This is a genomic window from Pseudomonas sp. PL-6 (assembly GCF_054110165.1).
The window spans coordinates 160,772-175,000 of sequence record NZ_CM134189.1 but is presented as its reverse complement, the minus strand read 5'-3'; the positions used below and the strand labels follow the sequence as shown (position 1 = coordinate 175,000).

The following is a 14,229-nucleotide window of genomic DNA, read 5'->3' as shown; positions in this document are numbered from 1 at the left end:
CCTCGTCCTTCATCCGACCCAGGCGCAGGCAACCCTGCAGGGCCAGGGTGATCTCGGTCTGCATGTCGGCCAGCTTCTTCTGGATCAGCTGGTTGGCGGCCAGCGGGCGGCCGAACTGCTGGCGGTCCAGTACGTATTGGCGCGCGGTGTGCCAGCAGAACTCGGCCGCGCCCAGAGCGCCCCAGCTGATGCCGTAGCGCGCGGAGTTGAGGCAGGTGAACGGCCCCTTGAGGCCGCGCACCTCGGGGAAGGCGTTCTCCTCGGGGCAGAACACGTTGTCCATGACGATCTCGCCGGTGATCGAGGCGCGCAGGCCGACCTTGCCGTGGATGGCCGGAGCGGACAGGCCCTGCCAGCCCTTCTCCAGGACGAAGCCGCGGATCTCGCCGGCATCGTCCTTGGCCCAGACCACGAACACGTCGGCGATCGGGCTGTTGGTGATCCACATCTTGCTGCCGCTCAGGCGATAGCCACCGTCGACCTTCTTGGCGCGAGTCACCATCGAGCCCGGATCGGAACCATGGTTCGGCTCGGTCAGGCCGAAGCAGCCGATGTATTCACCGCTGGCCAGTTTCGGCAGGTACTTCTGCTTGGTCGCCTCGCTGCCGAACTCATGGATCGGCACCATCACCAGGGAGGACTGCACGCTCATCATCGAGCGATAGCCGGAGTCGATGCGCTCCACTTCGCGGGCGATCAGGCCGTAGCACACGTAGTTCAGGCCGCTGCCGCCATAGGCTTCGGGAATGGTGGCGCCGAGCAGGCCGGTCTCGCCCATCTCGCGGAAGATCGCCGGGTCGGTGCGCTCGTGCCGGAAGGCCTCCAGCACGCGCGGGGCCAGCTTGTCGGCGGCGAACTGCCGGGCGCTGCCCTGCACCATGCGCTCTTCTTCGGTGAGCTGTTGATCCAGCAGCAGCGGGTCGATCCAGTTGAAGCTTGCCTTGGCCATTGCGAGAAACCTCGAAGCGGTGAAGTGAGCGGTCGGCCGAGCCGACCCGAATGGCATTGATCCTAGGCCTGACTTGCCGATTGGACAAACGCAGAATTCGCACAGACCTGTGCTTTTTACTCACTTCGAGATAGCTTAATCACCAAGATATATCGCTTATGAGTGAGGCTTTGGCATAAATGCGCCGCAAGATCCCCAGCACCGCCGCCCTGGTCGCCTTCGAGTCCGCCGCGCGCCACCAGAGCTTCACCAAGGCCGCCGACGAGCTCAGCCTGACCCAGAGCGCCATCTGCCGGCAGATCGGCGGCCTGGAGAGTTTTCTCAATGTGGAACTGTTCCGTCGTTCGCGGCGCGGCGTGGTGCTGACCGAGGCCGGGGTCGCCTATAGCCGCAAGGTAGCGGCGCAACTCGATGCCGTGGAGCGCGACACTCTGGCGCTGATGGGCAACCAGGGCACCAGCAGCATCGAGCTGGCGGTGGTGCCGACCTTCGGCACCCAATGGCTGCTGCCGCGGCTGCGCGCCTTCCAACAATTGCACCCGGAGGTGACGGTACACCTGACCAACCGCACCCGCCCCTTCCTGTTCGCCGACACCCACTTCGATGCCGCCATCTACTACGGCGATGCCGAATGGTCGGGCACCGAGGCGCATTTCCTGATGCATGAGCACCTGCTGCCGGTATGTAGCCCGACATTGCTGGGCAAGCAGCCGGTCAACGCCGAGCAGATTGCCGCGCTACCCCTGCTGCAGCAGACCACCCGCCCCTATGCCTGGCGCCAGTGGTTCGCTGCCCAGGGCCTGAGCGTGGCCCGCGACATGACCGGCCCGCGCCTGGAGCTGTTCTCCATGCTCGCCCAGGCCGCGCGCCATGAAATGGGCGTCGCGCTGATCCCACCCTTCCTGATCCAGCGCGAACTGGAGGATGGCAGCCTGGTGGTCGCCCTCGACCGCGCCGCCCCCTACAACGACCGCGCCTATTACCTGATGGTGCCGGAGCGCAAGGCCGAGTCGGCAGCGCTCCAGGCATTTCGCGACTGGTTGCTGCTGCAAGCCGGCGCCTACCGCCAGGGATAGCGCCCCTGCAGCGCTTATGACCCGCCCACAAAGGCGACAAGAACGGCAGACAAGACTCGCAACGAGGACAGGTAGTGTCATGCCGGTCACACTACAACGCCGCAACAGCCTCGATTCGCGTCACGCCCAGCACTTTCGCGGCACTCCACTATTCTGAACGCTCCGTTCGCCGCTTTTTACACCTCAGTCGATTCGACCAACGGTCATTCGTTCGATGAATGACCGGCAGACCGCACAGGCCCCAGCAAACCTGCTTCCCCTCAGGTGCGGCGCGGCCTGCACGCGGTATAAAAATCTCTCATAGACCTATTACTTGTAGTAATCCATTTTTTTTACTCCATAACTTCTTGTAAGGGTCTGCGTTCGATTGCACAATCGCCGCGCCCGCCGCCAACTGGCAGGTTATGTGCTGATCCCCAATCGCCAGCGTGCCAGCGCAGTACGCCGGTTCACCCAAAAGATCACGCAGGAGATTAGAAGTGCACATCGGTGTTCCTCTCGAAACCCACGCCGGGGAGACGCGGGTTGCCGCGACGCCCGAGACCGTCAAGAAGCTGGTCGGCCAAGGCCACCAGGTGACCGTCCAGGCCGGTGCCGGCGTCAGCGCCAGCATTCCCGACGCGGCCTATACCGCCGCCGGCGCGATCATCGGCAACGACGCCGCCGCCCTCGGCGCCGACCTGGTGCTGAAAGTGCTCGCGCCGACCGAGGCCGAACTGGCGCATATGAAGACCGGCGCCGTGCTGGTCGGCATGCTCAACCCGTTCTGCAACGACACCATCGCGCGGATGAACACCCGCGGCATCACCGCCTTCGCCCTGGAAGCCGCGCCGCGCACCTCGCGTGCACAGAGCCTGGACGTGCTGAGCTCGCAGGCCAATATCGCCGGCTACAAGGCGGTGCTGCTGGCCGCGCACCATTACCCGCGCTTCATGCCGATGCTGATGACCGCCGCCGGTACCGTGAAAGCCGCGCGTATCCTCATCCTCGGCGCCGGCGTCGCCGGCCTGCAGGCCATCGCCACGGCCAAGCGCCTGGGTGCGGTGATCGAGGCCTCCGACGTGCGTCCGGCGGTGAAGGAACAGATCGAGTCGCTCGGCGCCAAGTTCGTCGACGTGCCGTTCGAGACCGATGAAGAACGCGAATGCGCCCAGGGGGTCGGCGGCTACGCCCGGCCCATGCCGCAATCCTGGATGGAGCGCCAGGCCAAGGCCGTGCACGAGCGCGCCAAGCAGGCCGATATTGTCATCACGACCGCCCTCATTCCGGGTCGTAAGGCACCGACACTTCTCCATGAGAGCACAGTGGCTGAGATGAAGCCGGGCTCGGTGGTCGTCGACCTGGCCGCGGCGCAGGGCGGCAACTGCCCGCTGACCGAGGCCGACCAGGTGGTGGTCAAGCACGGCGTGACCCTGGTCGGCCACACCAACCTGGCCGCGCTGGTGCCGGCGGACGCCTCCGCCCTCTATGCACGCAACCTGCTGGACTTCCTCAAGCTGGTGATCGACAAGGAAGGCCAGTTCCAGCTCAACCTCGAAGACGACATCGTCGCGGCCTGCCTGATGTGCAACGCCGGCGAAGTCGTGCGCAAGAACGGCTAAGGAGTAGAGACATGGATCTGATTTCCGACGGCATCTACAACCTGATCATCTTCGTGCTGGCCATCTACGTCGGCTACCACGTGGTGTGGAACGTCACCCCGGCCCTGCACACCCCGCTGATGGCCGTGACCAACGCGATTTCCGCGATCGTCATCGTCGGCGCCATGCTGGCCGCCGCCCTCACCGTCACCCCGCTGGGCAAGGCCATGGGCACCCTGGCCGTGGCCCTGGCCGCGGTCAACGTGTTCGGTGGCTTCCTGGTGACCCGACGCATGCTGGAAATGTTCAAGAAGAAGGCGCCGAAAGCGCAGGCGGAGAAGCACTGACCATGAGCATGAACCTGATCACTGTTCTCTACCTCGTCGCCTCGATCTGCTTCATCCAGGCGCTCAAGGGCCTGTCGCACCCGACCTCGTCGCGGCGCGGCAACCTGTTCGGCATGGTCGGCATGGCCATCGCCATCGTCACCACGGTCGGCCTGATCCACAAGCTCGGCAGCGAACTGGCCGTGCAGGGCCTGGGCTTCGTCATCGTCGGCCTGCTGGTCGGTGGTAGCGTCGGCACCGTCATGGCCAAGCGCGTCGAGATGACCAAGATGCCCGAGCTGGTCGCCTTCATGCACAGCATGATCGGCCTGGCCGCGGTATTTATCGCCATCGCCGCGGTCGTCGAGCCGCAGTCGCTGGGCATAGTCGCGGCCCTGGGCGACGCGATTCCGGCCGGCAACCGCCTGGAGCTGTTCCTCGGCGCGGCCATCGGCGCCATCACCTTCTCCGGTTCGGTGATCGCCTTCGGCAAGCTGTCGGGCAAGTACAAGTTCCGCCTGTTCCAGGGCGCCCCGGTGGTGTTCAAGGGCCAGCACCTGGTCAACCTGCTGGTCGGCCTGGCCATCATGGGCCTGGGCCTGTTCTACACCTTCACCGGCGACATCACCGCCTTCGCCGTGCTGGTGGCGCTGGCCTTCGTCATCGGCGTGCTGATCATCATCCCGATCGGCGGCGCCGACATGCCGGTGGTGGTGTCGATGCTCAACAGCTACTCGGGCTGGGCGGCGGCCGGTATCGGCTTCTCGCTGAACAACTCGATGCTGATCGTGGCCGGCTCCCTGGTGGGCTCCTCGGGCGCGATCCTCTCGTACATCATGTGCAAGGCGATGAACCGTTCGTTCTTCAACGTCATCCTCGGCGGCTTCGGCGCCGATGCCGACGCCGGCGCCGCCGGTGGCGCGCAGCAGGAACGCAACGTGAAGTCGGGATCAAGCGACGACGCCGCCTTCCTGCTGACCAACGCCGACACCGTGGTCATCGTGCCCGGTTACGGCCTGGCCGTGGCCCGTGCCCAGCACGCGCTGATGGAACTGGCGGAGAAGCTGACCCACCGCGGCGTGACCGTGAAGTACGCGATCCACCCGGTAGCCGGGCGTATGCCCGGTCATATGAACGTGCTGCTGGCCGAGGCCGAAGTGCCCTACGAGCAGGTGTTCGAGATGGAGGACATCAACTCCGAGTTCGGCCAGACCGACGTGGTGCTGGTGCTCGGCGCCAACGACGTGGTCAACCCGGCGGCGAAGAACGATCCGAAGTCACCGATCGCCGGCATGCCGATCCTCGAGGCTTACAAGGCCAAGACCGTGATCGTCAACAAGCGCTCGATGGCCAGCGGCTATGCCGGCCTGGACAACGAACTGTTCTACATGGACAAGACCATGATGGTCTTCGGCGACGCCAAGAAGGTCATCGAGGACATGGTCAAGGCCGTGGACTAAGCCCTGACCAGTCAGACAGGAAACCCGGCCTTGCGCCGGGTTTTTTGTGCCCGGGAGACAGGAAAAAGCTGAACTTCAGGTCAGCCGTCATAGCGGATCAATTTAAAACTGTACCGCTTGATAGCCACTGCAATCGAGGCCTCATGCAGGCGATTTTCTCGTATTGACCGGTTGCACCCAGCCATTTCACTTATTACCAGTACAGTTAGCGCTGTTTCAGGCGCAACAGTTACAAAGCAACCTATCTAATAGCACAACAATTTAATCCAGCTGTGACTACTGGGTCGTCGCCCCGCTCGCGATAATTTGCCCATCGAAAGCAAACACCAGCGCCGCCACAAGCGGAAGGATGACCACCATGGAACGTACCCTCAGTTCCGACCTGTTTCACCAACACAGCACCGCCAGCCACCAGGCCTCCTGGCCGCTGCGCCTGATCGCCACCCTCAGCCTGTGGCAGCGCCGCATCGTCAGCCGCCGTCAGCTGGCTCGACTGGATGCCCGCCTGCTGGCCGACGCCGGCATCAGCGAAAACCAGCGTTACGCCGAGCTGAGCAAGCCGTTCTGGCGCTGATTCACCGATTTAGCTCCCTCCAAGTTGGGCTCTTCTGAAGGCTCCATCGTCTCTGCTGCGATGGGGCTTTCGTTTTATCTGGGCCGAGCAGCCGTGGCGCTTAGCAGCACAGTTGCGCACAGGCTCAAGCGCAATAGAGCAATTGTCTCGGAACAGTCCGTTCTTCATCTTCAGTGCCGTGATTTGCTCTCGAGCAGTTCGCGATACAGCTGCGCCGTCTGCAGCCCCATGCGCTGTGCGGTAAACAGCTGCTCATAACGCTGCTTGGCCTTGAGCCCCATCTGCAGCGCCAGTTCGGGATTGTCCCAGAGTGTACGCATGGCCTGGCGAAACGCCTGCGGATCGCTGGGCGGCACCACCAGCCCCGTTTCGCCGTGGACATTGATATAGCTGGTACCGGTACCTATCTCGCTGGAGATCATCGGCTTGCCGTACATGGCACCCTCCAGTAGGGAGATGCCGAAGGCTTCGGAGCGCAGATGCGACGGGAACACGATCGCGCTGCACAGCTGCAGCAGCGCCGCCTTGTCTTCTTCGCCGAGACGCCCGGCAAAATGCACGTGCGCCAGCCCCAGCGCCTGGGCCTGAGCACGCAACTCCAGCTCAAGCGGCCCGGCCCCGACTATCACTATGGGGTAGCCCGTCCCCTGGGCGGCATTCAGGAGAATGTGCAGCCCCTTGTAATAGCGCATGACCCCGACGAACAGGAAGAAGCGCGGACCGAAACGCTGCCGCCAAGCATCCAGAACGCTCGCCGAAGGCACCGGGTAGGTGGTCTTGTCCAGACCATAGGGGATGATCGAGGTCTTGTGCCGATACCGCTTGAGGACCTCGCTGGTCTCCAGGTAGTTCGGCGAAGCCGCGACAATACGGTCGGTGCTGCTGAGAAAACGGTTCATCAGCGGCCGATAGAGCTTGAGCAGGTATTTCTGGCGAATGATGTCGGAGTGGTAGGTCACCACCGTCGGCTTGTCGATACGCGCAGCGAAGTGCAGCAGATCCATGAACGGCCAGGGAAAGTGGTAGTTGATCAGGTCCACCTCGGCCGCCAATGCCTTCAGTCGCGCCAGGACGCTGTAGGAAAAGCCCGTCGAGGCCAGCTGCAGATCGAGCTTGGCCCGGTGCACACGATGTTCCGCCACCATCAGCTCGGACGGCCCGTCTTCGGCGCTTAGGGTCAGCACCTCGCCCTGGATGCCATGGGCAATCCCGCTCTGGCATATCTGGAAAATAACCTGCTCGATGCCGCCGACGGTTTCCGGCAGGTAGGTCTTGAACAAGTGCAGAACGCGCATTCAGTGCTCCAACGCCTGCCGATAGGCGGCAGCGGTAATACCTGCACAACGCTTCCAGGAGAAGCCCTGCGCTTGCTCTAGGCCCGCCACCCGGCGCGCCTGCCATTCGGCCTGATCCTCGATCAGGCGCAGGATGGCACGGCACCAGCCTTCGGGGTCGCCGGCCTCGACATAGGTTCCAGCCGTCCCTGCCACCTCCGGCAGTGCCGAGCTTGGCGACAGCAGCACCGGCACACCGCTGGCCATCGCCTCCAGCACGGGCAAACCGAACCCCTCATAGAGCGAGGGGAACAACAGCATGCGTGCTCCCGCCAGCAACTCGGCCAGGCGCTCGTCGTCCAGGTAGCCGAGCAGACGCACCTGCCCGCTGGCCAGGGCCGCCTGCAGTTCGGCGGCAAAGTCGTCTCGACGCCAGCCGGCCATGCCGGCGATCAGCAGCGGGTAACGCCGGCGCACCGCCTCGGGCAGCAGCGCGTAGGCGCGCAGCGCCAGCGCCAGGTTCTTGCGTGGTTCGAGGGTGCCGACGCAGAGCAGGTAGGCGCCCGGCGTCACGCCCAGCGGCGCCGTTACCCGGCCCAGATCGGCCAGCGGTCGCGGATGAAAGCGCTGGGCATAACCCAGCGGGGCCACCTTGAGGCGCTCGCGCGCCACGCCGTAATGCCGCTGCAACTCGTCGGCAACGAACTGCGAGTCGGTGAGGATGACCCGCGCCCGTTCCAGCGCGGGCTCGACGCACCTGGCGATTTCGGCCAGGCGATCTGCCGGCTGCGTCTGCGGATAGTGGACATGGGTCAGGTCGTGCAGGGTCATCAGCATCGGGCCGGGGAAATCCAGCGGCCACAGACTGGGCTCGTGGTACAGGTCCACTGCCGTATGCCGCAACCCCCGCTCGAAACGACGCTGCTCGAGCAGGCGCCGAATACGGTAGGCACCCGGCACCTGCTTGGCCCAGGCGACCCAGCGGCTGTAGCCGGGCAACGCCGCTGGCGGCAGTTGCCGACTCCAACCCCAGCCATGAAAGAACTCCAGCTCCAGCGAGGGATCGCCGTCGAGCGCCGCGATCAGCTCGATCAGGTACTGGCCGATGCCGGTGCGCGGCGCCTGGAGGATGCGAGCGTTAAGGGCAATCCGCATCGACCACTGCCTTGCTCGGAGTGCCACGAATACCGTGCAGGGTTCGCGTCACCAGCTGCCCAGCCGCCGCCGCCCAGTCGATCCATTGCCAATGTTCGACCGCGCGGGCAGCCGGGAACTGGCCGGACAGCTCGAACGCCTTGACCCGTTCGACCAGACTGCCCGGGTCGTGCAGGTCGAAGTAGGCCATGAAATCCTGGCCCACTTCGCGGAATACCGGAATATCGCTGGCCATTACCGGCAGGCCGCGCTGCATGGCCTCGACCAGCGGCAGGCCAAAGCCTTCGGCATGCGAGGGGAAGACCAGCGCACGCGCGTTGGAGTAGGCGAACTCGAGACTCTTGTCGTTGACATCGTTGAACATGAACAAGCGCTTGCCGTGCTGCGGGTGGCGCCTGATCCGCTCGACCAGCGTTTCGCACTTCCAGCCGATCTTGCCGATGATGCACAGGCGCACATTGACCCCGTCCGCCCACAGGCGCTCGAAGGCATCGAGCAGATAGACGTGGTTCTTGCGCGGCTCCACGGTGCTGACCATCAGGTAGACCGGCGTCTGCTGCTCGAACATCCGCCGGACGCCCTTGTGCAACTCGGCGGCCGGGCGATTGAGGTCGAGCTCCGAGCCCAGATGAAAGTACCCGTGCCAACGCCGCGCCGCCTCGGCAGCGCCCAGCCGAACCTGCAGCTCGGCAGCCACCTGGTCGCTCACGGTCTGCGAGATGGCCATGAAGCCATCGGCGGTTCTCGACACCCAGTCGAACCAGCGGTCGAAGACCTTGACCAGGCCGGCATCGCAGAACTGCGGGTGGGTCAGCGGGATCAGGTCGTAGATCACCGAAACGATGCCCACGCCCTGGTTCTTGAGGCGTTCGGCCAGCTCGAAGAAATCGGCGTGCCAGGAGGAATCGAGCAGCAGCAGCTGATCGCCTTCCTCCACCTGCAATTCCACCGCCCGTTGCGGCGCGGGCTGGGCGTTGCGGTTGAGCCAGAGCAGGCCGCGCAACGGCAGGGTAATGCCCAGGCTCAGCAGCTTGCACGGCCAGTACAACAGACGTCTGGCCAGCGCCGAATCGCGGAACGGCGGCAACCGCTCGAGGCGCGAATGCAGCCACCAGTAACGATTGCGCGCGTGATCCAGGCGCATGATCAGCCTCTGCCGCCGGCTCTTGGCGCGGTCGACCGACAGCGGTTCGAGGCTCAGCACCCGATACAGGCGCCCGCCGGTCATCATCACCGGTACGCACTCGACGCCCGCCTGCACACCGGCGAGATGACCGATGATATTGCGCACCACGCGCTGGATCCCCGAATTGTCCTGGGGATGTTCATAGACATAGGTGCACTCGACCAACAAACGCATGCCAGCGCTCCTCAATGACAGGCTTCGGCGGCCAACGAGCCGCTGCGCTCGATGGCGACCTGCGAATCGAGCCAGGCGCAGCCGACGAAATCGGGCTGCTGCACGTTGATGACATGGAAGACCAGGGCGTAATCGCGCCACTCGTAGTTCTTGTCCAGATGCGAGTCGAAACGCGACAGCGACAGGGCGATGGAGTAATTGCCCTTGCCGAGGCGCACCGGGAAACGGAAGTCGTAGGTCACCCGCTCGCCCGCGGCGAGGTTCTCCAGCGCGCGCTGCAGGCGGTGGGTATTGATGCCGTAGATGGGCTGGCCCATGCGGTCCTTGATCATGAAGCCCAGCACCAGCCGCGGGATATCCGCCTTGATATCCACCACCACGCGCAGGGTGACGGTGCTGCCGACGGAGAGCACCTCGATGCGCTGCCCCTGCTCGTTGAACAGGGCGATGTCGGCGAAGCCCGCCTCGCCGGTGCCGGAGATGGTGCGGATCTGGCCGCCCTCCAGGCGTTCCTGGCGCACGGTCTGCTGCTCCTTCTCGGCCAACATCGCGCTGTAGAAGTCCATCACCTCTTCCGGCGCCCCTTCCAGCGCCAGTCGTCCATTGACCAGCAGGATGGCGCGATCGCACAGCGACTGGATCGCCTGGCGGTCGTGGGACACGATCAGCAGGGTGGTACCCGCCTTACGGAACTCGCGGATGCGGTCGAAGCTCTTGTGCTGGAAGTAGGCATCGCCCACCGAGAGCGCCTCGTCGACGATCAGCACGTCGGGCCGCCGGGCGGTGGCGACGCTGAACGCCAGGCGCATCTGCATGCCGCTCGAGTAGGTGCGCACCGGCTGGTCGATGTACTCGCCGATCTCGGCGAACGCCTCGATCTCGGGCATCAGCCGCTGCAGCTCCTCCATGCTCAGACCGAGCAGTTGTCCGGCCATGAACACGTTCTGCCGGCCGGTGAAATCCGGATGAAAGCCCATCCCCAGCTCCAGCAGGGCGGCGACGCGACCATCGATATGAATGCTGCCGGCGTTGGGCTGAGTGGTGCCGGTGATCATCTTCAGTAGCGTGCTCTTGCCGGCGCCATTGACGCCGATGATGCCCAGCGCCTCCCCCGGCTGCACGCGAAACGAAATGTCCTGCAGCACCCACTTCAACTGGTGACGATCCCTGCCGAAGGGGATCAGCCACTCCGCCAGACGCGACCAGCGCGACGGGTACTGTTTATAGGCCTTGCCCAGGCCGCTGACTTGAATGCTGCCCATCAGAGTTCATCCACCATTTCACCGGAGCGCTTGCGGAACAGTTGCAGGGCCAGGGCACAGAGCACCACCGAGACCAGCGCGATCGGCAGCAGCGACCCCCAGTCCGGCCAGCGCCCGTAGACGAAGATGCCCTGGTAGGCGGCGATCACCGGCATCATCGGGTTCAGCTCGAGCACCGGGCGAACGGCTTCCGGCAGAATCGAGGCCGGATAGACGATTGGCGTGAACCAGAACCAGAACTGCAGGAAGATGCCGGTGAACTGACCGACATCGCGGAAGAACACGTTGAGCACCCCGAGGATGATGCCGAGGCCAACGGAGAAGGCCAATTGCACCAGCAACACCGGCAGCACCGCCAGCAATACGAACCCGGGAAAGGTCTGGGTCAGCAGCAGGAAGCCGAGGAACAGGGCGAAGATGATGGCGAAGTTCACCGAAGCGTTGAGCACCACGATCAACGGCAGACAGATGCGCGGAAAGCTCAGCTTCTTGATCAGGTTGGCGTGTTCGAGGAACACCGACTGGCTGCGCCCGATGACCTCGGCGAAGAAGCCCCAGGCGATAATGCCTGCACACAGATAGATGCCGTACGCCAGGCTGTGCTCGACTCCGGGCAGGCGCGCCTGCATCACCTGCGAGAAGATCACCGTGTAGACGACGATCATCGACAACGGGTTGAGCACCGTCCACACCGCCCCCAGCAGGGAGTTGCGATAGCGCGTCTGAAACTCGCGCTTGACGCTGCCCACGACAAAACCGCGGTAGTTCCACACCGCGCGCGCCATACTCAAGGCCATTACTTGATCCTGCCGTACTGATCCTCGAAGCGGACGATATCGTCCTCCCCCAGGTACTCGCCGCTCTGCACTTCGATCATCACCAGATCGATCACCCCGGGGTTCTCCAGGCGGTGCTTGTGCCCGGCGGGGATGAAGGTCGATTCGTTGGCGCTGACCAGCCGCGGCTCGCCGCCATTGACCACTCGCGCCATACCCTGCACCACCACCCAGTGCTCGCTGCGGTGGTGATGCATCTGCAGCGACAGCGCCGCGCCCGGCTTGACCACGATGCGCTTGATCTTGAAGCGCGGGCCCTCCTCGAGCACCGTGTAGGTGCCCCAGGGACGGCTCACCGTGCGGTGCAGGCGATAAGCGTCATGCTCGCTGGCCTTCAACTGCTTGACCACCTGGCGCACGTCCTGCGCGCGCTCGGCGTGGGCGATCAGCAAGGCATCCGCGGTGTCGATCACGATCAGGTCGTCGACCCCGACCGCCGCCACCAGACGCGCCTCGCTCTGCACGAAGTTGTTGCGGCTGTCGATGAACAGCGCATCGGCGGCCGCGCGATTGTTCTGCGCATCCGCCTCGACCAGCTCGCTCAGGGCGTTCCAGGAGCCGATATCGCTCCAGTCGAAAGCCGCCGGCACCACCGCCACCCTGTCCGAACGCTCCATCAGTGCGTAGTCGATGGAAATATCCGGCAGCTCAGCAAACAGCTCGGCGTTCAGCTCCTGCTGCGCCAGTTCGCCCTGTTGCAGCGCCGGACTGGCGGCGACGCAGGCGGCAACCTGTTCGAGCAACTGCGGTGCCTGTTCGGCGAGCTCGCGGAGCAGGCTGCCGACGCTGAAGCAGAACATGCCGGAGTTCCACAGGAAGCGGCCGCTGGCCAGGTAATGCTCGGCCGTCTGGCGATCCGGCTTCTCGACGAAACGCACAACCCGGGAGGCGCCATCGCCGCCCAGCGCGTCGCCCGCCTCGATATAGCCGAAACCGGTTTCCGCACGAGTCGGGCGGATGCCGAAGGTCACCAGGTAGCCATCCTGCGCCAGAGTCGCCGCCTGCCTGGCCGCGGCAACGAACGCCTCGCTGTCGCGAATCAGATGATCGGCCGGCATCACCACCATGATCGCCTGGTCGCCATGCCGTTCACGCAGCGCCAGCGCGGCCGCGGCAATCGCCGGCGCGGTATTGCGCCCCAGCGGCTCGAGCAGGTAACGGGCGCGCCGCTGCGACAGCCTGGCCGCGGCGAACTCGTCCTTGCTCTGGAAGTAGTAATCGCGGTTGGTCACCGTGACGATCTCGCCGCCGTCGGCCAGCAGGGCGCCCGCCCGGCGATAGGTCTTGAGCAGCAGCGACTCGCCGTCCGGCAGGGCCATGAACGGCTTGGGATGGCCTTCGCGGGAAACCGGCCATAAACGGGTACCGGCGCCGCCGGACAGAATCACGGGAAACAACATCGGCCTACTCCTTGGCTACGCGAACGAGATCGGCATCCACCATCATGCGGATCAGGCTTTCCAGGCTGGTCTTCGGCGTCCAGCCGAGCATCCGCTCGGCCTTGCCCGGATTGCCGAGCAGTACCTCGACCTCGGCCGGACGGAAGAACGCCGGATCGATCACCACATGATCCTCATAGTTCAGCTCGACATACTCGAAGGCGATGCGGCACATGTCCCGCACCGTGGTGGTCACCCCCGTGGCCACCACATAGTCGTCGGCCTGCTCCTGCTGCAGCATCAGCCACATGGCTTCGACATAATCGCCGGCAAAGCCCCAGTCACGCTTGGCGTCGATGTTGCCCAGGCGCAACTCGCGCTGCTTGCCGAGCTTGATCCGCGCCACCGCGTCGGTGACCTTGCGGGTGACGAACTCGATACCGCGCAGCGGCGACTCGTGGTTGAACAGGATGCCACTGGAAGCATGCAGGCCGAAGCTCTCGCGGTAGTTCACGGTGATCCAGTGGCCATAGAGCTTGGCCACGCCGTAGGGACTGCGTGGATAGAACGGCGTGCTCTCGTCCTGCCGCTCGGCCTGGATCAGGCCGAACATCTCGCTGGTCGAGGCCTGGTAGAAACGGCTCTGCGGGCTGAACTGGCGAATGGCCTCGAGCATATGGGTGACGCCCAGACCGTCGACGATGCCGGTCGTGACCGGCTGGTCCCAGGACGAGCCGACGAAACTTTGCGCGCCGAGGTTGTACACCTCGTCCGGACCGGCCTTTAGCAGTGCACGCTGCACGGAGCAGGCGTCGGCCAGATCCCCGTCCAGGTAATTGATCTCACTCTCGATACCCAACTCACGCAGACGCCAACGTGTGTCGGTACTGCGCCGGGCCACCAGACCATGGACCCGATAGCCTTTTTCCAGCAGCAGCTTGGCGAGATAGGCGCCATCCTGGCCGGTAACTCCTGTGATCAGTGCACTCTTGTTCATA

The 14,229-nt window shown here is 64.4% G+C and carries 13 protein-coding genes (1 of these 13 running past the window's edge); 5 read left to right on the top strand and 8 right to left on the bottom strand.

What is annotated here, in order from left to right:
- A protein-coding gene (locus ACW9UL_RS00805; RefSeq protein WP_457788538.1) for an acyl-CoA dehydrogenase crosses the window boundary here: on the bottom strand, window positions 1-949 show its 5' portion. Its footprint begins 230 nt before the window's first position; the window shows 949 of its 1,179 coding nt (coding positions 1-949); it begins with the start codon at window positions 947-949; the stop codon falls past the left edge of the window.
- A gap of 179 nt (window positions 950-1,128) precedes the next feature.
- Between ACW9UL_RS00805 and ACW9UL_RS00800 the strand changes: the two genes are divergently transcribed.
- From ACW9UL_RS00800 to ACW9UL_RS00780, 5 genes are all read left to right on the top strand, one after another.
- The gene (locus ACW9UL_RS00800) at window positions 1,129-2,025 is read left to right on the top strand and encodes a LysR family transcriptional regulator (RefSeq protein WP_457788537.1); all 897 of its coding nucleotides are present in this window, start codon (window positions 1,129-1,131) and stop codon (window positions 2,023-2,025) included.
- A 479-nt stretch (window positions 2,026-2,504) separates the two neighbouring features.
- Window positions 2,505-3,626 carry a Re/Si-specific NAD(P)(+) transhydrogenase subunit alpha gene (locus tag ACW9UL_RS00795; protein ID WP_122109976.1) on the top strand — a complete coding sequence of 374 codons (1,122 nt, stop codon included), beginning with the start codon at window positions 2,505-2,507 and terminating at the stop codon, window positions 3,624-3,626.
- Between the two features lie 11 nt (window positions 3,627-3,637).
- The gene (locus tag ACW9UL_RS00790; protein WP_016490057.1) at window positions 3,638-3,952 is read left to right on the top strand and encodes an NAD(P) transhydrogenase subunit alpha part 2; all 315 of its coding nucleotides are present in this window, start codon (window positions 3,638-3,640) and stop codon (window positions 3,950-3,952) included.
- 2 nt (window positions 3,953-3,954) lie between these two features.
- A complete protein-coding gene (locus ACW9UL_RS00785; RefSeq protein ID WP_457788536.1) occupies window positions 3,955-5,391 on the top strand; it encodes an NAD(P)(+) transhydrogenase (Re/Si-specific) subunit beta in 1,437 nt (478 codons plus the stop codon).
- A 358-nt stretch (window positions 5,392-5,749) separates the two neighbouring features.
- Window positions 5,750-5,965 (top strand): DUF1127 domain-containing protein, encoded by a 216-nt coding sequence (locus ACW9UL_RS00780; protein WP_021443449.1) that lies wholly within the window; start codon window positions 5,750-5,752, stop codon window positions 5,963-5,965.
- Between the two features lie 170 nt (window positions 5,966-6,135).
- Here the strand turns inward: ACW9UL_RS00780 and ACW9UL_RS00775 are convergent, their stop codons facing one another.
- Genes ACW9UL_RS00775 through ACW9UL_RS00745 form a run of 7 tightly spaced genes read right to left on the bottom strand, consistent with a single transcriptional unit; the run spans window position 6,136 to window position 14,228 of the window.
- On the bottom strand, window positions 6,136-7,260 hold the full coding sequence (locus ACW9UL_RS00775; protein ID WP_457788535.1) for a glycosyltransferase family 4 protein: 1,125 nt from the start codon (window positions 7,258-7,260) through the stop codon (window positions 6,136-6,138).
- Entirely contained in the window at window positions 7,261-8,394 is a 1,134-nt protein-coding gene (locus ACW9UL_RS00770) for a glycosyltransferase family 4 protein (RefSeq protein WP_457788534.1), read from the bottom strand. It lies immediately after the preceding gene.
- A complete protein-coding gene (locus ACW9UL_RS00765; RefSeq protein ID WP_457788533.1) occupies window positions 8,378-9,754 on the bottom strand; it encodes a glycosyltransferase family 4 protein in 1,377 nt (458 codons plus the stop codon). Before ACW9UL_RS00765 ends, ACW9UL_RS00770 begins: the two co-directional genes overlap by 17 nt.
- 11 nt (window positions 9,755-9,765) lie before the next feature.
- Window positions 9,766-11,016: an ABC transporter ATP-binding protein gene (locus ACW9UL_RS00760; protein ID WP_122109981.1), complete on the bottom strand. Its 1,251-nt coding sequence runs from the start codon at window positions 11,014-11,016 to the stop codon at window positions 9,766-9,768.
- Window positions 11,016-11,813, bottom strand: coding sequence for an ABC transporter permease (locus ACW9UL_RS00755; RefSeq protein WP_457788532.1), 798 nt, complete (start codon window positions 11,811-11,813; stop codon window positions 11,016-11,018). The genes ACW9UL_RS00760 and ACW9UL_RS00755 overlap by 1 nt, the downstream gene beginning before the upstream one ends.
- Window positions 11,813-13,252, bottom strand: a complete 1,440-nt coding sequence (locus ACW9UL_RS00750; protein WP_457788531.1) for a mannose-1-phosphate guanylyltransferase/mannose-6-phosphate isomerase — start codon at window positions 13,250-13,252, stop codon at window positions 11,813-11,815. Before ACW9UL_RS00750 ends, ACW9UL_RS00755 begins: the two co-directional genes overlap by 1 nt.
- 4 nt (window positions 13,253-13,256) lie before the next feature.
- A complete protein-coding gene (locus tag ACW9UL_RS00745; RefSeq protein WP_457788530.1) occupies window positions 13,257-14,228 on the bottom strand; it encodes a GDP-mannose 4,6-dehydratase in 972 nt (323 codons plus the stop codon).
- Window position 14,229: the final 1 nt, after the last annotated feature.